Raw genomic sequence first — 25077 nt, forward strand, 5'->3', positions numbered from 1 at the left:
CAGATGTTACAGGTAGGCAGCGTCCCTGTTCGAGAAGTAGAAAGGTACTTACGGTCTGCGCAGAACATTAGGGACGGACAGCTTTATGTCGGAAGATAAAAACTTTACAGATGTTGGCGGCTCGTCTGGACCCGGGATTCTATGGTCGCGGCCATATGTTTCACGTCAGGTGAACAATCCAACCTATTTGACTTTGGAGGGAGGGGGGCATGCCCGCTGTTACGTCAGAATAGTGGATGCCTTTACCGGAGAAACGTATAGCGCTGAGCAGAAAATGGAGGGTGACGGGCACTTTTCACTCCATAGTTATTCTTTCTCGCCTGGAGAGCAGCGTTTTTTTGTCTGGTTATGGAATGGAAACGATGATTGGTGGATGGCCAGTCGGCTTATTTTTGTTGATCCTGTGCCGCTTCAGGGGGAGCCGAACCCATCGGTAAAACAGCTCAATAATGACGACCCTTCAGAGGTCTCTCCTCCACGCTCTGACAATGTAAAAATCTCAGAAGAGCCTTGGGCCGTGAACGGAAATATGGCTCCGAATTTCAACTGGCCGCAGGGACTAAGAGTTGAAGGTCTGCAAAGCTTCGAAGTGACTGCAGAACCGGGTTGGAATATCAATATTGTAGATGCCTACTCGTGGGACGAGTTATGTGGACGTACGCAAGTCAATAGCAACGGTAAAGCAGCCCTACAGCTAAAAAGTCCTTTGCCAAACGGCATTCATGACATCGTCGCTCAGGTGTGGATCGATGGTGATTGGTTTATGCCCAGTAATCTCCTGCGTATCGTGGTGCTGTCAAGGCCCGTCATTCTGACCCGTTCCATCACCTATCTCACTGCGCCAATAGAAGGGAATAATGGTGCTCCCGGCGCAACGATTGATTTATACAGGGCGGAAGGAGGCATTTATTTTGGTAGTGGCGTTGTTCGCGCCGATGGTAGTTGGACAGTCATTCCCGAAAACTTATATGCAGGCAATATCTTAATTACCTGTCATCAAGTGTTTAAAGCAAGAAAGTTTGTCAGCCAAACCTACTCAGCGAATGCGGTGCCCGTCGAGCTGCAAGTGATCATCGCTCCGCAGTTTAAATACCCAACTGATAATGCCCGAGTTTATCGCGGGAAGATTACTGTCGAGGGGACAGGCAGAAAGCCTTATTCCAAAGTTAGAATTGAAAGCCAGGCAGGCGATATTTATTTTGGAACGACAGAGGATTCGGATTTTTATGGGAACTGGAGTAAACAGATAGATTTGAGCGAAATCCAGTTCGGGATTTTTAACCTTGCTGCTCGATATGAAACAGGCATTCATTGGGGTGGCGTCTCCTTTGAGATAGTAGCGATCGTCATTGAACAACCCGGTAACGGGGTGACAATCGATCAAGACGGAAATGTCTCCGGTTATGGAGGTGAACCAAATTCCATTGTGGAGGTGGTCCAGGACCTGGATCACAGTTTTAAAATCGGTGAAGGTCGGGTGTCACAAGATGGACGCTGGACCATGACCACCCGTGTCAATTTCATGCCTCCCGGCTCGTTTACCATTGTGGCCAAAACGGCTAACGGTCAGCCTAATAGCAAAAGTGAGGCACGGTCATTCAAAGTCCGCCCGCCCGCATTAACCACTGTCAACATCGAGAGTCCATCCGACACCACCGTCAAGTTTTCAGGCACCGGTCATGTCGGCGCCACGGTCCAGCTCATTCTGGACAGCGGCCCGGTCGGAACGGCGCCGCCTCCTGTGTTGGTGAAACCCGATGGCCAATGGGAAACGTCGGCAACGGGCTGGACGCTGGGCTTGTACACGCTGAAGGCGATTCAGAAAGTGCCCGACAATGCCAACGGCTGGGTTGAATCTCACCCCTATTCGTTCACTGTCGACAGGAAACTGGAAGATCCAACCGATCTGCAATACACCAAGGACTACCAGCCGACCTTCTCGGGCCGGGGTCATACCGGCGCTACGGTGAAGATTGCCAACCCCGGCGGCGGGTCCAACGCCGCCCCCGATGCGCTGGTCGCCAACGGCCAATGGTCGAGCAAGACAGCCGTCGTGTGGGGCCCGACGCTCAATCGAAAAGTGCATATCCGGCAGTCGCTGAATGGTCAATGGTCGCCGAGCTGGCTTGAGCTGGCCGTCAGCATTCCACCCTTGGCCCCGGAAATCAGCCAGGTAGACGTGGACGGTTTCTTCGTCGTCGTGTCGGGCACCTGCTGGACGAATGCGGTGGTTGAGCTCACGTTCAGCGACAGCGACACGGTACACACCGCCCAGGTGACTGACACACGCTGGACCTTTGAACGCAATACACCCTTTGAGCCGGACACTACCTATACCGTCACGGTGACCCAGACTGCCGCCGGGCAGACTTCGCCGGCCGCCTCCGAAACCTTCCTGATCGAAATGCCCATCCCTCAGCCGGTCATCATCGAGCCCGCCGCCAGCGCAGAAGTCGACCGCGACATCACTGTGCGGGGGGAGAGCGGTCTGAAGGGGGCGACGATGCAGTTGCGCGATGCCCGATTCGGTGGAGAGCTGGGTGAACCCAAAGTGCTGATTGACGGTGGTCGATGGTCGATCGGGCTCACTGCTCTCGAATTTCGTGAGTACACCATTGACGCTCAACAGACGCTGAACGGACGGGAGTCGTTGCGCAGTGAGGTGCGCACGTTTGAAGTTGTGGTGGTGCCGCCGGCCATTACGGTGCCGGAAGCAGACCAGAATCTGCCGCGAACCTCGACGCTGGAGGGACGGGCCACGCCGGGCGCTCTGGTTGACGTCTGGCTGGAGGGCGAGGCCGAGCCTCTACTCAGGAACATTGCGGTAAGCATCAACGGTCGCTGGAGCGGCGAGGTGACGTTGCCGGTGGGGCGCAAAACCATTTGGGCCAGGCAGACGTTTGAAGGGCGGCCGTCAAAAGACAGCCCGCCATTGGCCTACAACGTCGTGCCGGCGGCACCGAGCATCGAAACCCCGGCGACGGACGAACACATCGGCCGGCAGGCGGTGGTTTCAGGCTTTGGCGTGCCCGGAGACACGGTGACGGTGAAACTGATCGCTGAGGCACTTACCGTCCTGGGAAGCACCGTGGTGCTGGATGATCGAACCTGGTCGGTGACGGTGGAGCTCGATTTGCCCGGGGGGAGCTACGGCTTCGTGGCCGTGGCCTCGTGCGACGGTTTCGATTCGCTCGACTCGCCTGAGCGACCGGTCGTGCTGGGTACGTATCGGCCAACTATTGATGTGCCTGCGCCGGGACGTTGGGTCCAAAACCCGGTTCACTTCGAAGGCCAGGGCAGGCCGGGCGTCGGGCAAGTCATGAGTTGGTTCAACCCGGAACACGTCTGGGTGCAGGATGCCACCGTCGAAACCGGCTGGCAGGGCGGGGCGATAAAGGCGCTGCCCCCGGGCGGCAATTGGTGCTGGATCAAACAAACCCTCACGGACAACCCGGATGGCGAGACAGTTTCCGACCTGATCGTCAGCAAGCGCTTCGAAGTCTTGCCTCCCTCAACGGAACCTTGACGCGTCATTTTTCGATAAGCGGTCATCATTACTGTCAATTCTGACAGTAGACGGTGGTCGGTTTCTGACGCCAAATCTCTTCAACCGAACGCAGCGGCCTGACAGGTTTGTCAGGCTGTCCAGGGCCGTTATCGACTCAAGGAACCTGACCATGGCTGATGCCCCTCCTGCCTTGCAACTGCTGAACCAGATGTTTAGTGGAGAACAACTTACACGCTACACCACCCTCGAGACTTACCTTAAAAAGGCGGGGTCGATCTTTCCTCTGGTGGAAAGGGGGGTGCCGGGACTGGTCAGGGATTTTGAGATGAGCCCTGCTGATGCGCGGCAGTTTCTGCGGCGTGCCAACAGCATGGCCACCTATGTGCGGCGCCAGTTTATCGAGCACACGCTGACGGGCAGTGGAAACAGCGCTGCAGCACCTTTGGACGGGTTGTTGTCGATGGTCCTGGGACCCAATTATCAGGGACTGTTCGACACCCGGTTTGAAGAGCTTTGTCCCCCGGATGCTCTGGAGTCCATTGATTCACCGGTGGCTTATCTGATCGAATTGTTGCGATGGATCCGCGACCGTATCGAGCCATCGTCCGATGACGATGGGTTGCTCCTCCATACTCGCCGCACAGACCTCAAGCTGCTGTCTGTCGACTTCAATGCGGTGCACAAATCCGTATCCTCTGTCGACATCATCACCTCAGTGCTGGAAAGGTTCATCACCGCGAATAATGCGGACCTGGTGTTGGAAGATGCGCTGATCGAGGCGCGCTACCCGAACGGGCTGCCTTATTACCAGCACTGGGTCACCCTTGACGCCATCACCCGCCACCATGGTTTGTCGGTGGGTAATTTTGCGCACATGGTTGACCTGAATTTCCCCTATTTCCTGCAAGCCGAGGCGTGGGACGCCGATGCCGGGCGAGCACTCGCCCATGCATCGCGGTTGGGGCCGTATATGCGGGAGATGCTGACGGAGGATCCGCCAGAGCATGAGCAACGGGACGCATTTTATTTGCAACACTTTGGTGCCGAAGGCGTGACGTGGCAGAACCTCAACCAGGTGCCGTTCTTCGGTGAGCGGACAAAATTAGATGCCCCGCAAATCGAGGCCTTGTTGTCGGTTCGCAGTTTCTTACCGGTACGCTCTGCCAATGTGACGTATACCCCGACTAACCCTGCTGGGCCGGAAAGCGAACGGTCCGGTTCGGTTTACATCAATGCCCATACACACCCTCCCATCCTTATTTCAGATGGCCCTGTGTTCCTTAACCGATTGTCAGCGGACCCCAGGAGCGCCGAAGGCCTTGACCGATACGACCGGATGAATCGCAAAGTGCGTCTGGACCAGTGGCTGGGGCTGCCCAGCGACCAGGTGGATGCATTGCTGGCAGCCGCCATCAGGGCGGAAGTGCAGGGCGGCGCGGATGAAAGCAAGTGGCTGATAACAGACAACGTGGTGCATGCACTGGGCCTGTTCCAGGCGTTACGCGAGCGTTATGGATGTACCGCACACGACTTCGCGGTGTTCATCGATCAGTTGTCGATCTACGGTCGCGGGGACTCGCCGTCGCAGTTTGATCAGGTCTTCAATCACCACGGCGATTATCGAGAACCCATGAAACTCGATAACGGTGCGTTCCCGGTATTACCGGCGCAGGGTTCAACCGACTTGACGGTCAACCAACTGTGCAGCGGTCTGGGCATTGACCCGCAGACTTATTATTACCTGGCTCTGGCGATTGACCAGGCGCATGACCTCAAGGGCACGCTGAAACGCAGTCCGGCGGTGATTTCAAGTTTTTACCGTATGGTGAAGCTGCCACGCCTATTGGGCATCACACCGGTCGAAGGCGTGCTGATGCTGAGGTTGCTGGGCGGGGAGAGTTGGCTCAACGGCCTGGCGGGTGTCCCTTGCATCAATACGACTCTGGCCGCCGCCCCCGACGTGCTGAACCTCATCTATGCGATGCATTCCTGCACAGGCTGGTGCCGGGATCGCGACATACCGGTGCTGTGGATGCTGCAGCAGGTGTCCGCACCGCAGCCATTGAGTGCGGCCGCTGAACGTGAAGTCCAACTGTTTGAGCAGGTACGCAACCTGCTGTCCGCCGCGCGATTCACTAACGCCGGGTTGTTGATGGCCGGCGTGCCGCCACTGCCGGCTGCCGACTGGCTGGACTTGTTGACGGGGCTGGTCGACGCCGATGGCCTGGTGCTGGCGTCTTTTGAAGCGGAGTCCGACTACCTGGCCCTTGCCCGGGCGTATCTTGAACAGGCGGTCAAGGATGGCCTCGGTGACATCGATGCCACGCAACGTGCTGCGATTGTCGAGAAAATGCTCGGTGTGCTCTTGCAGGCCCGGGAGGCCCAGGTGTCGGTGGCCAAGGAATGCCTGGCGGTTTATACCGGCGTCGACGCAGAGCAGACAATACGGGTGCTGAGTTGGGCAAACGCCACGGTTCACCTGCTGTTGCGTCTGGTGCTCGAACGAACCGCTCAGGATCCTCAGAAAATTGTGTTGGGACGCAGAGATGAGCCAGACCTATTGCTCGCACTGTTGGCCGATGTACGGCGCCGCAGTGCGGTGGTGGCGAAACTGGATCTGAGTGCCGCCTTGTTGCAGGACTATCTTGATTACGGCCATAAGGCCTGGCTGCATCAGGACGACAAACATGCGTTCTCAGTGAGGACGCTTTACTACCTTTCAGCGCTCACCCGGGCGTTTGAAATGAGCGAACAGCCGGCGCAGAAACTGCTCGATTACCTGCGACAAGTCAATGCACTGCCGAGCGTGGCAGGTGATGCGTTGAAGCTGGCCCAACAGGCGGCATCCATCAAGCTGGCGGAGTTTTTTGACTGGAGTGTTCAGGAAGTGCGCGAGTGTGTCAGACGCATTGATCCGAAGGTGAAGGTGTTGAAAGACTTGATCCAGCTTGATCTGTTGATGCGTGTCCGGGTGCTGTCGATGCACACCGACATGGATGCCCTGACGATTTTTCTGATCGGTCATTTGCCGGAGGCAATTGACAAGACCGCTTATGCAGACGCCGCCGAGCATGCCTTGCTGAGCCTGTCCGAATCGAGGAATGCCGTCATCCCGCTCCCCAGCGACCTGAAACAGCTCGTCAAGATGACATGCACTGTGGACAACACCGAGGTGGTGGCGAATAAACCGGAGGAGAAAATTAACTTTACGGTCACTCTCACGGATGACGCCGGAGCAGCCTTGAGCGGGGTCAACGTCTACTGGAGCGCAACCCTGGGCCGCATCGATACGAAACCCACCTCAATGGACGGAACGGTCAATGCGGAGTTTATTCCGGGTGCGGTGATGGGCACCGACACTCCGCTGTTCTGGCTGGATCTGTTTGAACCGGAGTACGCCCCGACCATTAACGTCATCGCCGATCCGAAGACGTTGACGTTTGTGCGCCCGCTCATGTCTGCGGTGCCGTCGGGCCCCGTAGCCCAGGGTCATGAAGTCGAGCTGTTTGCCACGCTTATAGACGCGCATAAAAACCTCGGGAAAAACCAACTCGTGCGATGGTCTTCTACGCCCGCTGAGGGAGAGGAGGGCACGTCGCTAGTGATTCGGCCAGCGCAGGGATTGACCAATCAGGAGGGGCTGACGCGCGTGTTTGTCTCCAGCCGTACCGGTGGAACATTCACGGTCAACGTCCTCAGCGAAAGCAGTGAAAGAAGCAGCAATTTCGACCCCATTACGTTCGTGGGCGATGTGAAACCGGCATGAACGGTATCACTGACTGACGTGCGACCCCGGATAAGGCCAACGGAGAAGGATCATGGAATCGAATAACATCGGCGGGTTGCTCGAAAAACGTCGTATGGCGTTGATCGAGTACTGCATCGGACACATTGAAAAAGCCGATGGGGGCAGGAAGTACCCCTTTCTGAAGACACCGGCAGACCTGTCCGAACTCCTGCGCATGGATCCGCTGGATGCCTACCCGGTGCAGAACTCCATGCTCGCCGAAGCGGTCAGTTGCGCGCAGCAATACATTCATGCGGTGTATCGCAAGCTGGAACCCGGCTTTACAGCGACTCAGTTCGACAAACGGGACCTGGCCACGTGGTTACTCTACTGCAACTACCCGGATTGGGCGGCGTTGCAGAAGATTGCAATCTATCCGGAAAACTTCATTAACCCTTCTTTCCGCCAGCGCAAGACCAGCCTGTTCAAGACCCTTGAAAACAACCTCAACCAGACGCGGCTGAACAGCGATTCCGTACAGTCAGCGTTGCAGACTTACCTGCAATCATTCGAGCAGATCTGCAACCTGGACGTCATCAACTGTTTTATGGACGGCATCTCACCCGCGCGAGCGGATTATTACTGTATCGGTCGGACCCGAGGGGAGCCTTGTCAGTATTTCTGGCGCAAGGCCGAGGTTGAACTTTCTCCCAGTTGCACAGCGATTAATCCGGCGGCATGGAGTGAGTGGCAATCAGTGGATATTCCTGCTGGTGCGAGGTTGTTGGACATTCGTCCGGTGTTCTGGAACGGGCGGTTGTGTGTGGTCTGGGCCGAATGGCAGGACAAGGTGGAAGGCAAGGGGGACGATGACGGCTTGCCGCACCGGCTGAACATCCATTTGGCTTTCATGACCCAGAGTGGCCAATGGTCCGCACCGTTGAACCTGCACTATTCCACTTATGATGATGACCGTACCCCCGGGGCCCGACTCATTGCGACCGTGTTGGCCGATCGTCAAAACCCCAAGGGAAAACTGGGCGTGTTGTTGACCAACGGCAACGCTGCGGGGGAGTTCGAGAAGGCGTATGCCGTGCGTGATGTGCTGTTGCGGCCGCTGACCGACGGTGATGGCGACTGGCTGAAGTACGCGGCCGGCTATCGTTTTGTCAGCACCGAGACGGTTCAGCACCCACTGATGAATCAACCGACAGTTATCGTGACCGTCGACGCTGGTGCGAACGACTACATTAATTATCTGGATCTGCAGGCTGTAGTGTTTCGTCAGGGTAATGACGATGTGCTGTGTGTTCAGGGTTTTTGCAGGCCAACGATTTACCCGGGAAATAATCTTGAGCTTGAGTTGAGTTTGAATGACCCGAGCGCCGGAGATGAGGCACCCATAAAACAGAGCTTCCCAACGGCGGGGGGCTGGAGTACCCAGTGGCAGGTCTTCAGACGGGCGAAGGGGACGTGGAGGAAGCCTACCTTTTCTTTTGGTACATCCGCTGGCAACCGTGGCTACAAACACTTCGAGTTGACGGTCGTCAACGTCACTGACTTCCCCCCTCCAGCCCTGCTCAAAAACACTCTCGATGCAGCGCAGTTTCTCGCGCTGAATCAGCCGGATCTGGCGCTTAAGTTCACCCGTCTGAACTCGTTGTTCGGCACCGAGCTGGTGCAGCTTTCCAATATTTCCGTCGATGCCGTCCTCGATTGGGCAACACAGTTTCTGTCGGAGCCACCTCCGGCCTCAGGAACGATCAACGAGCCGAACGGTGCGTTCAACGGTGCCAATGGCCTGTTTTTCTGGGAGCTGTTTTTTCACCTGCCGCACCTGGTGTCCACACGACTGCGCGAGGAAGGGCGTTTTCTGGAAGCGCAGAACTGGCTGCATTATGTGTTTGATCCACAAGCGCCAGCGGAGGCTACCCCACCTGCAAAACCGCTGTATTGGCGCTGCCGGCCCTTGAGTGCCCCCGGTAACCCGGGCTGCGAAACCGAGGCTCCCACCGATCCCGATGCCATCGGCTATGCCGCGCCCCGGCACTTTCAGATTCTGGTGTTCACTGAGTACGTCAACAACCTGATCGCCTGGGGCGACTGGTACTACCGGCAACTGACCCGTGACAGCCTGGTGGCGGCTAAATTGTGCTATGTCCAGGCCGAGTTTCTGATGGGCAAGGCACCCTCGGCACAAACGGTAAACCGGTGGGAAACCACCACGGTCGAGAGCCTTTTGAACTCGAGCGTTTCGCGACCGGCGCTGGAGGCGTTTGAACAAAACCTTGTTTTCAGCCTGGCGGATTTTCCAGCTGCTTCCGATGCGGCGCCACTGCTCGGTCTACTGGCGAATGAGCCTTTCAAACTGCCGATCAATCCGCAATTGCTCGCTCTGTTCGACTTGCCCGGCCAGCGTCTGGATAACCTGCGCAACAACCGCACCCTCGACGGCAAGCTTCTGCAGATTCCACTTTTCAGCCCGCCCACAGACCCCGAACAACTGCTGCGCGATTTGGCCACCGGGGGCGTCGGCGCGCCGAGACCCATGGGCGGGCGATTGGTGGTCGGTGCCTTCCGCTGGCGGGTCACGTTCGAGGCCGCGTTGCGAGCGGTGCAAACCCTGCAGGATTACGGCAACCAAGTGTTGAGTCTGCTTGAACGACGGGATCGGGTCGAACAGGAGGACATGCAGCAAAACCATCTGGTGGAACTGGGCACTTATGCCCAGACCGTGCAGCAACAGACCATCGACCAGATGGTCGCCACTGTGACGGCGCTGGTGCAGAGCCGGGCAGTGGCGCAGGAGCGGGCGCAGGCTTATGCGCGACTGTATGACGAAAATGTGTCGAAGGTTGAATACGAGGTCATGGAGAGTCTGCAGAAATCAAAAATACTCGCGCTGACCTCGGCAAGCATCAAGCCTTTTGGCGCGGTGCTTGCCTCTTTTCCGACCATTTTTGGCCTGGCGAATGGGGGGCATCGTCTCGACAAAATTACTGACGCCGTTTGCTTCGGCCTGGACATCGCCTCATCAGTGCTGCAACTGGATGCCGACAAACAGGCCACTACCGAGGCGTACCGTCGCCGTCGCACTGAATGGGAGTTGCAGCGCAATCAGGCGTCGGCGGAGGTTCGGGCGATTGATGAGCAGATCGCTGCGCAAGAGCATGCCGTACAGGCCGCCCGGACCAGCCTTGCGCAAACCCTCAGGGCCAACAGTCAGGCGTTGACGGTTTACAACTTCCTCAAGAAGCGTGCGACCAATGCCGAACTGTACGGCTGGCTGCTGGGCCAGCTCAAGGCTTTGCACTATCAGGCTTACGACGCGGTCGTCAGCCTGTGCCTCAGCGCCCAGGCCTCGCTAAGTGCCGAAACCGGCGATGACGACTCGCTCATCCCCTTGCCTCAGGTCTGGCTGGACAACCGCCACGGCCTGACGGCAGGGGAGCACTTGCGCGAGCATCTGCTGCGCATGGAGCGTGAATACCTGCAACGCTATGAACGACGGCTGGAACTCGTCAAAACCGTATCGCTGCGGCAATTGTTTGACGACGAACAATTTCCGCAGGTAGGTATTGAATGTTGGGCGGATGCGTTGGCCCGGTTGCAGGAGACAGGGACTCTGGAGTTCACGCTCACTCAGCTGTTGTTCGATCGTGATCATCCGGGGCATTACTGCCGGCAGATCAGTTCGGTCGAAGTCGATCTGCCGGTGCTGACCGGGCCTTTCGAGGATGTGCGGGCCACCTTGCTCCAGATCAGCAGCATGACCGCAACCAGGGCAACGGCCCAGTCGGTGAAGTATTTGCACGAACCTGAAGGTGCCGTAGCGCCTTCCGATGTGCAGTTCAACCTGCGCAGCGGTCAGCGAATAGCCTTGTCGGTCGGGATGGCCGACAACGGCATGGTCGCGATGAAACCCGATGAAGGGTTGCTCAACCCCTTCGAAAACACCGGGCTGGTGTCTCGCTGGACGCTAAATTTCCCATGGTCGTCGAAAGAGCCGCAGCGGGCCATGTTGGGCTCGTTGACGGACATCATCGTGCGCATTCGCTACACGGCCAAGGTCGGCGAGCCAACCTTCACACGCCAAGTGGAAGACATGGTGACCCAGGCCGAAAACGCCGGGCAGAACGAAAAGTTCAAGGGAGCGGACATTCATGCGTGAGTCGATCATCCAGGCCAACGAGACTCTGGTGAAAAACGGCGATTTCGCCCAGTCGTTCAATCAATGGAAAAAAGGCCCGACCAATCCGTTATGGCTGGGTATAGAAGAAGAAATGTACCAGGGCCAGAGGACCCGTTTTCTGGGCGCCGGTAATGAGTCTTCAGTCAGTCAGGACATCACTGTTCCCAAAGATCCTGACGTGAAGTCGCGTTATATCCTGAGTTTTCTGTGTGAGACGCGACATACCGAGGCCGGTTTGATGCACATCAGCATCGAAGGGGCTAGCGATGAATTGAAAATCGAGTTATTGCCGGGGCCACCGCGCAACCTTGAGGCCGATCAGGCGCGCCTAGCTGGCGGGCAGCCACTGGAATTCATTCCGCGTGAATATGAAGTCGAGTTGGCGCTTCCGTTCAAAAGCGGGGACGTCATTCGCGTCGATGTATCCAGCCCCAAAAACGAGCCTTCGGACTATTTCTCGAAGATCTGCATCACCCGAATCAAGCTCCAGGTGCATCTGGAACAGGCGGTGATGCAGACGTTGATTCTGGACGAAGAACGTGTGCCATCGACAGGGACTTTGTACATGTGCCTGGGTGCCTCCGCGAGCTTGGCCCACACACTGAAATATGTGCTTGCGCCGGACAACGCCTGGCTGGGTACCCAAGCGGCATTGATCAGCGACGACAACCCCCATGGCGCGATCCTCGCGACGCCCGATTGGGGCGTGGATCATCCGCTGGATTCGCATTGGATGATCGACTGCCCATTGATCGGGGATCAGGCGCCCTATCTGTTCACCATGAACCTGCTTAACCAATACACCGCCGAACCTTACCCGATTGAGGTGTCGCTGGGACATCACCGGTTGGTGTTTCGTGAGGTGCTGGAGGCGGCGTACTACCCGATTCTTGAATATGGGCAAAAGGTACGCCTGGGGGTTCAAGTGGCGTCGTATTACACCAGCCAGCTTCTCAGCGGGCTGACGGTGACCTGGACGGTCGCAGGCCAGGGCGTTAAAGGCACTGACGTCACGGATGAGCAGGGCTGGGCTTACTTCGAATATGAGCCGACGGCAGAGGGTCACCACGATGTCGAGGCGTCGGTCGAGAGTCTCTACTACTCGACGGGTGTCGAGACTCAATCGTTGACGGTCCGGGTACTGGCGACGGATCCGTGGAAGGATGTGTTGGCCGTCATCGAGGGTGCAGGATCGCGCTGGGAAGAAAAAACCGGCTACCCCAATCGGGGGGCTGTTTACTCCGTCGTTGTCAAACTGCCTGAGACCAGTCCGTTGCTGGGGACGCATCTCGCGATGCACTGGAGCGGTGACTCGCCTGAACAACTGGGGGTTGTCGTCTATCCAGCGCTTGGGTATTGGTTGCCGATACCGAGCAACGGCGTCGAGCTTCCCTGGACGCTGACAAGTGAGGATCGCCTGGACGGCCAGTTCTGGCTGTCGCTGGTCTGTTCGAAACTGTTGCTGCCTTCACCGAAAAAACCCATGTCGCTGGCGCGTAACGTGGTCAGGATCGGCGACGTGCGTGAAGCCAACAAGTTACCAGAGGTAGATGAAAACGAGAGCGTGTTGTTGCGGGTTCAGGTGGTGCACGACCTGAACGGCGGGGCGGGTGAACCGGTCATCGGTGCACTGGTTGATTGGGTGGCTCAGCCCAAGGGCAGCGGAAGCGTCGAGGCCAGGAGCTCGACCCGTTCGGGAGCCGGTGGCTGGGCCGGTTTTCTGTTTGCGCCAAGTCAGGCCATACAGTATGTCGTCACTGCCAGCGTCCGTGCCCATCTGGAAGCCGTTGCCGTTGAATGGCCATTTGATGTGGTGGCGGCAGCGGCCAACCCCTGGAAGAGTGAGGTCAAGATCCTGCTTGATGGGGAGGAAGTCGATCGTGTTGAGCTTGGACTGCTCTGTCGGCGTGGTCAGACCCATACCCTGAAAGTCGAGCCTATCGCTGGCAGTGGATGGGTCGACGCAAATATCAGTTTGCATTGGCGAGGTGCCGCGCCGGATATCGGACTGGTGCCCACTGACCTTGGCGTTTCCAAAGTGCTAGTGGCAGGCGGCGTGGAGTGGAAGCTTGTTTCAGAGGCAAATGCCAGCATCAGCAGCCTGTTCGATCTGGAGCTGCGGCTTGAGGGTGAACGGGTTGTTCGAGAGCTTTTTGGGCGATTGATAGCGGCGGACCCGAAAGAAGAATTGAGTCTGTTGCTCGATCAGGTACAGGCAGTACTTGACGGCCAGGCTCTGTATCCATGCCTGGGGGCGCAGCACCGTTTTAACGTGTTGCCCAATGCGCTGACCCCGCTGGTGGGGTTGAAGGCATCGCTGACATGGTCGGGAACCCCGGCGGACCAACTGGAGGCAACCATCGACCCCGCTTTGAATGTGCCGCAGCTCATCAGCGACGGGGGCACACCTTGGGAATTGGACTTTACTCGCAGTGGGGATAGGGGCGAGTTTGCCCTGACCCTGGCACTCCCTCAGCTGGAGTTTGTGGCCACCGTGACGCCGATGAAGCTGGCGCATAACAAGGTCAGGATCGAGGCGTGGCGCGAATCGGCCGTGGATCCGGTGGTCGGGCAGGAACCGGCCTGGAACTGGGTTCAGGTGTGCTCGCACTTTACCGGGCAGGCCGTGGGTGAGGTGCCGGTGAAATGGGTGGACTCAAGCGTGGTGCCAAGCGATGCGGATGGCTGGTCCGGGTTTGCTTTTTCGCCGGAAAATGCTGATCAGGCGTACCAAGTGACGGCCGAAGTGGAGAGCCTGTACGACGGCTTCAAGGAGCAACGCGACACGACGGTCCGGGCGCTGGCCACTGATCCCTGGGAGGGGCTGGAGGTCAGCTTTGATCAGAAAGAATTCAAGCGCTGGAGCCAGCACACCTGCTTCCCCCGTCGCAAGGGCACACATTCGATTGATTTAAGGGCGGCGGCAAACAGCCCGCTGTCTGGCCGGCACTTGATACTGGGAATGACGGGGGCCGGACCGGAGGCGTTGGGAATCAACTTTCTATCGGCCGGGCTCGGCGTGCCTCGACTGTTTCACGGCGACATGGGGTTGAACTACCAGTTCAAGGTGGCCGATCTCAGGGATGCAAGTTTCGCGCTCCGTCTGTCGTCCGAGCGGCTGGCGAGCCTGTCGCCGGCTAACCCGATGTCCCTCGGGGAAGGCTCGCAGGTGCTGAAAATCAGCAGCAACAGCAGCGCTTTCCAGACACTGGACTGGGGCCAGGCATTGGTCGGACAGGTCACGGTGGTGTCGGTGATCAGTGGCAAGCCGATGGTGGGGTGGGTTGTCACATGGCGAAGCCCGGACCTCGGAGTTGTGACTGCCGAGACTGATTATTACGGTGTGGCGAGAGTGCGGTTTGTTCCAACTACGCCCGGAGAGGCTGGGCTGACCGCAACGGTAGGGGGTAAGGACTATTCAGAATCAGTTGAGCTTTCATATGTATTGAACGAGCCTCGGAAAATACAGACGCTCTGTAGTCCGAAGCCCAATGGTCATCTGGGTGAATTGGTTTCGGCGGTCGCTAATGTGGTTTCAGCGCAGACAGGCGAACCTTTGCAGGATGTTGAGGTGAGGTGGGATTACCCCGACAGGACAATTGCTCCGACGAGGACAGATGCTGAAGGGAATGCCTGGGTGGAGTTCAGGATGCCAGGCGTAAGGAAGGGGCTTCTACAAGCTGTCGTGACGGGTGGATTTGGCGGGTGGGAAGCGAAATTTATTGAGTTTGAGTTGGTGCCAAATATGTCTACTTCTACTTCTACTTTTACTTCTACTTCTACTTCTACTTCCAGTTCTACTTGGCTGCAAGAGTTCAGACCTTACGTTAATGATGTAGAAGTAGATTGGCTTGACGTAAAGTTGAATTTGGTTTCGGGAGAGGTTTGCACCCTTAAACTGGACTATAAATACAGTTGGCTGATAGGCGCACCTGAAGGATTTCTTGCTCTGGAATACGCGTCGGACGTGGAGGAGCAAGGTCTGGTTTTTGATCCGCCTTTGGAGCAACGGTGTGAGATGGCAAAGGGCACGACCTCCTTGTGTTGGTCTATTTTTACCGAGATTGCGCACAGCGGTCCTTTTGTATTGAACTTTTCCCTTCCAGAGTTTGAACAGCTGCCGAATTCACCGCCGTTGCCGGGGGAAGTCGTTAATTTCGCGCAAGAAGTGGACGTCAAGTTTGATGAGTTTTCAGTTGATTTTGGAGCGAGCGCCTATCCCTGCCATGGTGCAAGGCACACGGTCACCGTGCGACCCAAACCTTCCAGCCAGTTTCTGAACAAGCCTATAAAACTGGTATGGGGCGGAGAGCCCGCCGTCAATCTAGGTGTGGTGGTTGCACCTTCGCTGGGGCGCGAGCAACTGCTGACATCAGAAGGCGTGACGTGGGAACTGAATTGTCTCGACACGACCACGAACGGAGATTTTTTCTTGCAACTGATGTTAGTGGAGTCGGGAGTGAGGTCTTCGCCATTAGCTATGTCGTTGGGCCATAATCATGTGACTGTTGAGCGTTGGTCCACTGCTGAATATCAATGGCCGGATATTGAATGGCAGAAGTATCACATTCGGGCGACATCCGTTTTTTTGAAAAAAGGGATTCCGGGGGGTCGAGTCACTAGAGCCACTAACCAGTTTTTCTATTTCACTGATTCAAAGGGTGAGGCTGCTACAACTATTTCTACACAAGCCGGGGGGAGGCTGGAGGTTCACAATAAATACGACGGAACTGTTATTTGATATCGGCATCTGTTTTCGCTAAGCAATTAATGCCTTTTCATTGAGGGAAAGCGTTAATTGCTTGGCGTTTATAGATATCCCGCTTTCTTCCATGCCAGGTACCGCGTCACCAACCCGGCCCCCAACTCTGAGGGCCGGGCATCCACCACCGGCACTCCATGAGCACTCAACTGCTCATGGAGTTGCGCCCGGTCATTCAGGTAGTCCACCGTCCCGCAATAGGCCAGCGCCTCCGGTAAGGTTTGCACTGGCGCGTGCCGCAAATCGTCGAGCAAGTCTTCGCGCAGACTCGCCACCAGCACCCGATGCAGTTTGCTCAGGCGTTTGACGGCGGTGAGCAGTTCGTCGTCGTCTTCGTCACGCAGGTTGGTGACCAGCACCACCAGCGCCCGGCGTTTCTGGCGGGCCAGTAGCTGGGTGGCGGCAGCCTGGTAGTCGGCGGGGCGTTGGGTGCTGTCGAGGTCATAGACGGTGTTGAGCAACACATTGAGCTGCCCCGTGCCTTTGACCGGGGCGAGGTAGTGCGCGCGATCACTGGCGAACGTGCTCAGGCCCACGGCATCACCCTGGCGCAGGGCGATGTAGCTGAGCAACAGGCAGGCATTGAGTGCGTGATCGAAATGGGCGAGTTCGCCGTCCTGGCTGCGCATCCGGCGGCCGCAATCGAGCATGAAGATGATTTGCTGGTCGCGCTCGTCCTGGTACTCACGGGCGATCGGTGTACGTTGGCGGGCGGTGGCTTTCCAGTCGATCTGGCGCAGGCTGTCGCCTTCACGGAATTCGCGCAGTTGATGGAATTCCAGGCCCAGGCCGCGACGCTGGCGCTGGCGCACGCCGAGCTGGCTGAGCCAGTTGTCCACCGCCAGCAGTTCACCACCATAGAGACGGGCGAAGTCGGGGTAGACGCGGGTGCTGTCGGTCACGTTCAGCAGGCGTTTGCCGGACCACAGGCCCATTGGACTCGGCAGGTTGATTTCGCAGTGTTCGAAGGTGAAGTGGCCGCGCTTGAGGGGGCGCAATCGATAGCCCACAAGGCTCTGTTGACCGGGTTGCAGTGCTGCCAGCAGCGGGAGGTTTTCGAAGCTCAGGCCTTCCGGAACATGGTCGAAGATCTGGATGTTCAGTGGTTGATCAAAGTCATGCTCGACCTCCAGCCGCACTTCGCTCCAACGGCCGAGTGCAAGGCTGCCGGGCATTTGGCGTTGGAGGCGTGGCGAGGGCAAACGCTTGAGGCGAACGGCGTCGAGAACGGCCAGGGCCAGCAGCGCCAGCAACAATCCCCAGTTGATCGACAACAGGGTTGAGGGCATGTCGATGTCCAGTGCCCGCAACATGCCCAGCACGATGCCGATGGCGAGCAAGATGGCGAGCCAGATCAGCAACAGGCGCGACGGTTTCACAGACGCGGCGCCGGCACTTGATCGAGCAACTGCTTGAGCACCTGATCGACATCCAGCCCCTCGATGTCGAACTCGGGGGCGATCCGGACGCGATGGCGCAGCACCGACAAGGCGCAACCCTTGATGTCATCCGGGATCACGAAGTCGCCGCCACGCAGCAGCGCGCGGGCGCGGGCGCAACGCACCAGGGCAATGGACGCGCGTGGCCCGGCGCCGAGGGTCAGGCCTGGCCAGGTGCGAGTAGTGCGGGCCAGGCGCACGGCGTAATCGAGGACCTGATCGTCCAGCGGCAGGTCGCTGGCGATGCGCTGCAAGGCCATCACGTCCTTGGCTTGCAGCACGGTGCGCAGCGGTTGCACGTCGAGCATGTCGGCGCGGGTCGAGCGGCTGACCTGGCGGACCATGTTCAGCTCTTGATCGGCGTCGGGGTAATCCATGCGCACCTTGAGCATGAAGCGGTCGAGTTCAGCTTCGGGCAGTGGATACGTGCCTTCCTGTTCGATCGGGTTTTGCGTGGCGAGCACCATGAACGGTTGCACGATGGCCAAGGCGCGGCCTTCCAGAGTGACCTGGCGTTCCTGCATGGCCTCAAGTAACGCGGCCTGGGTTTTCGCCGGCGCACGGTTGATCTCGTCAGCCAGCAGCAAGTTAGTGAATATCGGACCCTTGCGCAGTTTGAACTGCTCTGTGTTCAGGTCGTAGACCGCGTGCCCGGTGACGTCGCTGGGCATCAGGTCCGGGGTGAACTGGATGCGCGCAAATTCGCCGCCGAAGCAGCGGGCGAGGGCACGTACCAGCAGTGTTTTGCCCAACCCCGGCACACCTTCGAGCAACACGTGGCCGCCGGCGATCAGTGCAGTGAGAACGTCGTCAATCACGCTGTTCTGTCCGATCACGGCTTTTTGCAACTCATTGCGCACGGCCTGGGCCAACTGACTGGCGCGCTGGCGTTGCTGGGCGGCGTGGGTCGCGCTGCCGGGCTCGATCTGTTGACTCATAGCGTGTTCCTCAAGGTTTGCAGGTGGGCGACCTGTCGACTGAACTCAGCGCTGGACAGCCGCTGTTTCGGTCGCGGGCTCATCGCCTGGCTGATGGCGCGTGTGGGCTGGCCGGTCAGGCGCGCGAGCACCAGCCATTGTTCGGCGACGCCGAGTTGTTCAAAGCCGGGGTGTCGGTGGCGGACACGGCGCAGGATGTCTTGCTGCAAGGCTTGCAACAGGCTGTGCTGACCGCTGCGGCGCAGCATGAAATCTGCGCTGGCGCGCAGGTGTTCCTGAAGTTGCCGGCGACCTTTCGACGCCGGTGCCAGCAGCGGACCCTGGCGTACCCCGACATGCCAGAGCGCAAGACCGATCAGAGCGATGAGGGCGATCAACGCCTGAGGGAAGTTGCGCAGCAGCAAGGTCAGCAGACTGTCGTGGTCGGTATTGAATAGCAGGGTCACGCGCGTGTCGGCGGTCAGGTACCAGAGCAGCCAGGCATTGTCGTATTGGGCAATGGCCGGGGTTTTCCACAGGTCGGCGTCGGTGACGACGATGATCGAGCCGAGCCCGTGTTTCAACTGCATCATGTGCGTGGCCTTGCCACTGTTGGCCCAGGCTTGCGCGAGGTTATTCGGGTCTTCGAGGTGGAACGCCGTATCGAAACTGGCGTAGGCCGGCGCGTTCTCGTCTTCCAGGTACAGCTTGGTCAGTTTGGGGAACGGGTCGTCAAGGATGTCCGGTGGAGGCTCCTTGAGGTCTTTGCTCAGCGACTGATGCACCTGCACGCGATCGAGCAGCAGGTCATTGCTCTGGCCGGTCTTTTCATCCCACAGCGACTGGGCGACAAACAACAGGCGCCCGCCGGCCCGGGTCCAGTTCATCACTTGATCAATCTGGCGTGGGGTCATGTTGTAGCGATCACCGAGCAACAACAGGCTGTGCTGATGCGGATCGAGGCTGGGCAGCACATCGAGACTGTTGGCATGGCCGACGGTCAGACCCTGTTTGCGCAGGAAATGCTCGGCGGCCAGATAGGGATTGGCCTGGGCTTCGGGCGTGGGGCCGTGATCGATTTCGGCCTGATACGGCGTGGCTTTCAGGTACAGATAAACACTCAGCGCGCCCACCAGTACGGTGATGAACACGCCGACCGAAAGCCACCAGCGCCGGTTCAACGGACGGCTCCCGGGCCGAACAAGGTTCGCCAGCCGTCACACAGTTCCTGTTGCAAATGCGCGGGTGGCAATCGATGCCCGTAGGCCATGTTTTGCCAGTGCCCGGTCAAGGTTTTGCTGAAAGCGAGCAAGGCCGGTTGGTGCAGTTGTTCGACGCGTTGCAGCACCTCGCCTTCGGTGTCGGCGGGTTTCAGTGCCATGTTGTGGTCGTGCAACAAATGGCTGAGCAGGGCGCGATAGAGCAACCCGAGGGCCGCGCGCGGGTTGGTTTGCCAGAGACTTTCAGCGCTGGCGGCAATGTCGGCGGGCAGGGTTTCGCGGCTCAGGTCCAGGCCGAATGCTTGCTGCGGTAACGGACGCGCGGCTCGTCGGTTCAACACCGGCCGACGACTGACGAATGCCTGCAACCAGTCGCGGTAACGCCAGATCAACACGCCGATGGCGCTCATTACGGCGGCCCAGAGCAGAACTTCAATCAGGTTGGCAATAAAGCCGAAACGCTGGCTGTCGAGCAGACTGGCCAAAGCCTTCAGCCATTCGGGTGTTTTCCCGTCGTCAGGGGTTTTGGTGTCGGGTTTGTCTTCGCCAAATCGATAGCGGGTCACCGTTTCCTTGTTCGTGAACGGGGGCTGATCGAGGATTGTTTGGATGGTGTCCCTAGAGGCCTGGCTGGTCAGTGGTTGGTCCAGCAGACGTGGGCTGTCCGGGGTAATGACCGGCTCGGCGGCCCAGACGTTTTGCGTGGTCGGCACCAGCATTATCGCTGCCAGCAGCAGAGTGACCGCCGTAGTGCTGAGGCGTTGGCGCAATCGGCGGAACACCAGTTCGATATCCCAGGCTTCCAGTACCGTGCGTCGATTCAGATAAAGGCTGAAACCGCAGGCCACGTAGATCGGCTCCCAGACAATCAGCACCAGCACGTAAAAGAAATTCGTCAGGTGTTCCAGCCAGCGCCAGTCCTGGCTGGCCACGTCGATCAAGGTCTGCCAGCTCCAGTCGAGTTCAACCTGCTGTGGCAGGAACATATAGAACAGCACCATCAGGCCAATCCACAGCGCGCTTTCCAGGTGCACGCCAATGATCGTCAACCACTGCGCTGCACCGGCGTTGCGCTGCAGCAACACCCGCAAGCGCTGCTGTCGTTCATCACCCGCCAGGCCTTCGAGTTGCACCACCGGCATCAGAAAGCTGCGGCTCAGGCTCAGGCGTCGCCAGGTCAGGCTGGCCAACAGTTGTGGCTTGAGCAGGTTCGGCCATTGGCGCAGCGCCTGTTTCAAGGTGGGCGTTTCGCCGAACATGGCTTTGGACAGGATATACAGCGGCAGGCGCTCGAATGCCGGTTTCAACCACCAGAAGATGAACACGGCGAGGGAGGGTGAATCCCACAGGAAAAAGCTGAGCAGCGCGAAGATCGGCAAGGTGATGATGGCCCAACTGGTCATCAGCAACCGTCGATGGCGCTGGCTCAGCAGCACGCCCAGGTCCATGGCTTCCCAGGAGTTGCGCGGGCGGATGACGACCGTGGCATCACTCAGGCGCATGGCGGGTCCGTCCGGCAAACAGCAAGTAAGTCGCCACCAACAACCAGAGCGCCGCGCCGACCAGGTATTTGGTCATGGGGGCCGGCGCGGTCATCGACGACCAGTAGGCTTCGATAAAGGCGGCAATCAGCAGAAACAGCATGACGCCGCAGATCAGCAACACGCTTTTGCGCGCTGCCAGTCGCAACGCTTCGGCGCGGGGCAGGCGTCCCGGCGCGATCAACGCCCAGCCCAGTTGCAGGCCGGCGGCACCGGCCAACGCGATGGCGCTCAGTTCGAACGCGCCGTGACCAATCACGAAGGACCAGAAGGTTTGGCCGAAACCGATGTGCGTCAAGTGTCCCGCCACCGCACCGATCATCAAGCCATTGAACAGCAGGAAAAATGCGCTGCCCAGACCAAACAGCAACCCGCTGGCGAAGGTCTGAAAGGCGATGCCGATGTTGTGCATGATGTAGTAACCGAACATCACCCAGTCTTCGCTGGCGGCGCGTTCCGCCGAGCGGCCCAAATGGCCGGCGACCGGGTCGTACATGCTTTGCATCTCACTGACCTGCTCGGCCGGGATCAGGCTGTAGACCAGGTCCGGGAACAGATACACCAGCAGCGCGAAGCCGATCAGACTGCCAAAAAACATCAGGCTGGCGGCGAGCACAAAGCGCCATTGTTCGCGCACCAGCCGCGGGAAGCCGGCAAGGATAAAGCTCAGTATGTTGGCGCCCAGTCGACTGCGATGCCGGTAAAGCTGTTGATGCCCGCGCAGCACTTGTTGCTGCAACGAGTCGATCAGGAAACTGCTGTAGCCCCGTTCCTGAGCCAGTGCCAGTTGTTGGCAGAGCCGTCGATAGTCTTTCGGGAAACTGGCGATACCGGAAGCGTCCTTGCCGCGCTCCAGCTGTTCGAGCACCAGGGAAAACCGCGCCCATTCGGCCTTGTGGCGATTTTCGAAAAGGCTTTGCTTCATGCGGGCCCCAACAAACCACGAGCGATGGCGTTAAGCTCCGCCACGGCGCGTGGCGCGGGAACCTGCAAGGGTTGGGCAAGGATGGACGCGAGTTCATGGCTGCGCGCCTCGGAAAGTTCGCCCTGGCGCTCGGCAAACCCGAGGACGGCACGTTGCTCGGGTAGCGTCAGGGCAAAGGCCGGGCGGCGAGGCTGGACGTCGGGCAGTTGCGGTCGGGTCAATGGCTGTTCGCGGTAGATCACCAGCGTGCCGGCGGCCAGGTCACCGAGGCGTTTGAAGGAGGGGTGTTGCAGGCAACTGATGGCGCCGAGGAAGTAGCCAAACGGCAACAGGTCGACGAATCGCAACAGGTTACGCAACAGCGAGGCGGACCATCCGATCGGGGTGCCGTCGTCATGTACCACGCGCAACCCCATCCATTGTTTGCCCGGCGAACGGCCCTGATTGAGGACCTCGAACAGCACCATGTACCACCAGCTGACCCCGAACAGCAGAATCGAGCCCAGCCCGGCACCGAGTTTTCCCAGAAACGCCAACACGATAAACAGCACGCCGAGTATCAGCCCGCGCAACCCGAGGTCGATGGAGAACGCCAGCGCACGAACCATCAACCCGGCCGGGCGCAGTGGCAAGTCGATGCCTTCGGGCGTTTCGACTTGATACCGCGTGTCCAGTGGTGGGGGCAGCGTCGCATTCCTTGGCAGTGCTGTGGTCTCGAGCATGGGCAACCTTGATGTGGCCTGTTCGGGATTCGATGTCTGTCCGATGCTAGCAGCCTCTCGGGGGGAAACGACATAACTATGTATTGCACGTTGCGAAACCAGAAGTGATTGAATGACAAGTTACTGGCCGGGGCGGGATGTGAACGCCTAGACTTTGCCGATCTTCAGTTCAGGAACAGCCCGTGACCTCGATCTTCTGGTACGACTACGAAACCACCGGCATCAATCCCCGATGCGACCGCCCGCTCCAGGTGGCGGGGATTCGCACCGACTTCGATCTCAATGAAATAGACGAGCCGGTCAACCTCTTCTGTCAGCCCAGCGACGACATCCTGCCGCATCCAGCAGCCTGCGCGATCACCGGTATTACGCCCAGCCAGCTGGCCGAACACGGTTTGAGCGAAGCCGACTTCATGACCCGGGTGCACGCTCAACTGGCGGCACCGGGGACCTGCGGCGCGGGTTACAACACGTTGCGCTTCGATGACGAGATGACCCGTTACAGCCTGTACCGAAACTTTTTCGACCCGTATGCGCGCGAGTGGCAGGGCGGCAACAGCCGCTGGGACCTGATTGATGTGGTACGTGCGGCCTACGCCTTGCGCCCCGATGGCCTTGTCTGGCCAACCGATGATGAAGGGCGGGTGACGCTTAAACTCGAACGGCTGACCGCCGCCAATGGCATTGACCACGGCAATGCCCACGAGGCGCTGTCGGACGTTCGCGCCACCATCGCCCTGGCTCGGCTTATTCGCGAGAAGCAGCCGAAGTTGTATGACTGGTTGTTCCAGTTGCGCGGCAAACAAAAGGTGATGGATCAGATTCGGCTGTTACAGCCGATGGTGCACATTTCCGGACGATTCTCGGCGGCTCGCAGTTATGTCGGTGTGGTGTTGCCACTGGCCTGGCATCCACGCAACAAGAACGCCCTGATTGTCTGTGACCTGCATCTGGATCCCCAGGGGTTGCTTGATCTGGACGCAGAAACCTTGCGTCAGCGCCTGTATACCCGCCGTGATGACCTGGCCGACGGCGAATTGCCGGTGCCGCTCAAGCTCATTCATATCAACAAGTGCCCGGTGGTGGCGCCGCTGTCGGTACTTCGTCCTGACGATCAGCAACGCCTGGGGCTGGACATGGCGCTTTATCAGGATCGCGTACTGCGGCTAAGTGACGCACAACAAGTTTGGCGAGATAAAGTGTTGGCTATTTATGCCAGCGAAGATTTCACTCCGAGCCGGGACCCCGAACAACAGTTATACGATGGTTTTATCGGTGATCGGGATCGTCGTCTATGTGAGCAAGTCAGGGCCGCCGACCCAGCCCAATTATCACAACAGCAATGGCCTTTCGATGACGAACGTTTACCTGAATTATTGTTTCGTTATCGCGCACGCAACTTCCCCGATACGTTGAATTCCGAGGAGCAAGAGCGCTGGCAAACATTCTGTCAGCAACGTTTGTCGACCCCGGAGTGGGGGGCGCCCAATACGCTTGAAAGTTTCGTAGAAGCCGCAGCCCAATTGAGCGTTACTGCTACAACGTTTCAGCGAGAGGTACTGAGTGAATGGCAGAATTATGTCCAGGAATTACGCAAACGTTTGAATCTTTGAAAACGAAAAATGCCCGGGCTGTATTCCGGGCATAAAAAAACGCCAGCATCAGCTGGCGTTATTTTTTGTCACGGATAAGTCTTTGACAACCTATTGGGCTTAGCCCAGCAGGGTAGCCCAGCCTTCAACCACGTCACCGCCCCACTTGGCTTTCCACTCTTTCAGAGTCTTGTGGTTGCCACCTTTGGTTTCGATGACTTCGCCGTTGTGCGGGTTTTTGTATTGTTTAACTTTGCGAGCACGCTTGGTGCCAGTAGTTTTTACTGCGCCGCCACGTGGTGCTTTGGTCTTGGACTCTGGGTCCAGCAACGCGATGATGTCACGCAGGGACTTGGAGTATTCGCCCATCAGGGTGCGCAGTTTGCCTTCGAATTCCAGCTCGGTTTGCAGTTTGTCGTCTTGGGACAGGTTCTTCAAACGGGCTTGCAGCTCTTTGATAGCTTCTTCGGTGGCGCGATATTCGTTGATCAAGGACATGAGGACTACCTTATGTTGGGCGCTGGATGGCAGG

At 58.3% G+C, this 25077-nt stretch carries 12 protein-coding genes; 5 read left to right on the forward strand and 7 right to left on the reverse strand.

Annotated elements, in window-relative coordinates; all coding sequences use genetic code 11:
• Nucleotides 1-85 precede the first annotated feature (85 nt).
• The 4 genes from FBY01_RS31905 to FBY01_RS20270 all read left to right on the forward strand — a co-directional run bounded on the left by FBY01_RS31905 (nucleotide 86) and on the right by FBY01_RS20270 (nucleotide 16168).
• Nucleotides 86-3526: a hypothetical protein gene (locus tag FBY01_RS31905; protein WP_256664440.1), complete on the forward strand. Its 3441-nt coding sequence runs from the start codon at nucleotides 86-88 to the stop codon at nucleotides 3524-3526.
• Between the two features lie 151 nt (nucleotides 3527-3677).
• A complete protein-coding gene (locus FBY01_RS20260; RefSeq protein WP_145309196.1) occupies nucleotides 3678-7274 on the forward strand; it encodes a Tc toxin subunit A in 3597 nt (1198 codons plus the stop codon).
• A 52-nt stretch (nucleotides 7275-7326) separates the two neighbouring features.
• A complete protein-coding gene (locus FBY01_RS20265; RefSeq protein WP_145309198.1) occupies nucleotides 7327-11406 on the forward strand; it encodes a neuraminidase-like domain-containing protein in 4080 nt (1359 codons plus the stop codon).
• The gene (locus FBY01_RS20270; protein WP_145309200.1) at nucleotides 11399-16168 is read left to right on the forward strand and encodes a hypothetical protein; all 4770 of its coding nucleotides are present in this window, start codon (nucleotides 11399-11401) and stop codon (nucleotides 16166-16168) included. The genes FBY01_RS20265 and FBY01_RS20270 overlap by 8 nt, the downstream gene beginning before the upstream one ends.
• Nucleotides 16169-16236: 68 nt before the next feature.
• Here the strand turns inward: FBY01_RS20270 and FBY01_RS20275 are convergent, their stop codons facing one another.
• From FBY01_RS20275 to FBY01_RS20300, 6 genes are read right to left on the reverse strand one after another with little or no spacing between them, the layout of a single operon-like run.
• Nucleotides 16237-17568, reverse strand: coding sequence for a DUF58 domain-containing protein (locus FBY01_RS20275; protein WP_145309202.1), 1332 nt, complete (start codon nucleotides 17566-17568; stop codon nucleotides 16237-16239).
• Entirely contained in the window at nucleotides 17565-18566 is a 1002-nt protein-coding gene (locus FBY01_RS20280; protein WP_010457549.1) for a MoxR family ATPase, read from the reverse strand. The genes FBY01_RS20275 and FBY01_RS20280 overlap by 4 nt, the downstream gene beginning before the upstream one ends.
• On the reverse strand, nucleotides 18563-19726 hold the full coding sequence (locus tag FBY01_RS20285) for a DUF4350 domain-containing protein (RefSeq protein ID WP_145309205.1): 1164 nt from the start codon (nucleotides 19724-19726) through the stop codon (nucleotides 18563-18565). The genes FBY01_RS20280 and FBY01_RS20285 overlap by 4 nt, the downstream gene beginning before the upstream one ends.
• Nucleotides 19723-21267, reverse strand: a complete 1545-nt coding sequence (locus FBY01_RS20290) for a DUF4129 domain-containing protein (protein WP_145309207.1) — start codon at nucleotides 21265-21267, stop codon at nucleotides 19723-19725. The genes FBY01_RS20285 and FBY01_RS20290 overlap by 4 nt, the downstream gene beginning before the upstream one ends.
• On the reverse strand, nucleotides 21254-22231 hold the full coding sequence (locus FBY01_RS20295) for a stage II sporulation protein M (protein ID WP_145309209.1): 978 nt from the start codon (nucleotides 22229-22231) through the stop codon (nucleotides 21254-21256). Before FBY01_RS20295 ends, FBY01_RS20290 begins: the two co-directional genes overlap by 14 nt.
• Complete coding sequence (locus FBY01_RS20300) at nucleotides 22228-22953, reverse strand: RDD family protein (protein ID WP_010457542.1); 726 nt, start codon at nucleotides 22951-22953, stop codon at nucleotides 22228-22230. Before FBY01_RS20300 ends, FBY01_RS20295 begins: the two co-directional genes overlap by 4 nt.
• Before the next feature lie 182 nt (nucleotides 22954-23135).
• Between FBY01_RS20300 and sbcB the strand changes: the two genes are divergently transcribed.
• Entirely contained in the window at nucleotides 23136-24566 is a 1431-nt protein-coding gene (sbcB, locus tag FBY01_RS20305; RefSeq protein ID WP_010457539.1) for an exodeoxyribonuclease I, read from the forward strand.
• A 99-nt stretch (nucleotides 24567-24665) separates the two neighbouring features.
• Here the strand turns inward: sbcB and mvaT are convergent, their stop codons facing one another.
• Nucleotides 24666-25043, reverse strand: a complete 378-nt coding sequence (gene mvaT, locus FBY01_RS20310; protein WP_007933316.1) for a histone-like nucleoid-structuring protein MvaT — start codon at nucleotides 25041-25043, stop codon at nucleotides 24666-24668.
• Nucleotides 25044-25077: the final 34 nt, after the last annotated feature.

The organism is Pseudomonas sp. SJZ077, from assembly GCF_007993905.1.
GTDB classification, from domain to species: Bacteria; Pseudomonadota; Gammaproteobacteria; order Pseudomonadales; family Pseudomonadaceae; genus Aquipseudomonas; species Aquipseudomonas mandelii.

Bases quoted from the DNA above. Each gene is read 5' to 3' on its own strand.
- FBY01_RS31905 (WP_256664440.1), top strand. From the start codon at position 86: ATGTCGGAAGATAAAAACTTTACAGATGTTGGCGGCTCGTCTGGACCC.
- FBY01_RS20260 (WP_145309196.1), top strand. From the start codon at position 3,678: ATGGCTGATGCCCCTCCTGCCTTGCAACTGCTGAACCAGATGTTTAGT.
- FBY01_RS20265 (WP_145309198.1), top strand. From the start codon at position 7,327: ATGGAATCGAATAACATCGGCGGGTTGCTCGAAAAACGTCGTATGGCG.
- FBY01_RS20270 (WP_145309200.1), top strand. From the start codon at position 11,399: ATGCGTGAGTCGATCATCCAGGCCAACGAGACTCTGGTGAAAAACGGC.
- FBY01_RS20280 (WP_010457549.1), bottom strand. From the start codon at position 18,566: ATGAGTCAACAGATCGAGCCCGGCAGCGCGACCCACGCCGCCCAGCAA.
- FBY01_RS20290 (WP_145309207.1), bottom strand. From the start codon at position 21,267: ATGCGCCTGAGTGATGCCACGGTCGTCATCCGCCCGCGCAACTCCTGG.
- FBY01_RS20295 (WP_145309209.1), bottom strand. From the start codon at position 22,231: ATGAAGCAAAGCCTTTTCGAAAATCGCCACAAGGCCGAATGGGCGCGG.
- FBY01_RS20300 (WP_010457542.1), bottom strand. From the start codon at position 22,953: ATGCTCGAGACCACAGCACTGCCAAGGAATGCGACGCTGCCCCCACCA.
- mvaT (WP_007933316.1), bottom strand. From the start codon at position 25,043: ATGTCCTTGATCAACGAATATCGCGCCACCGAAGAAGCTATCAAAGAG.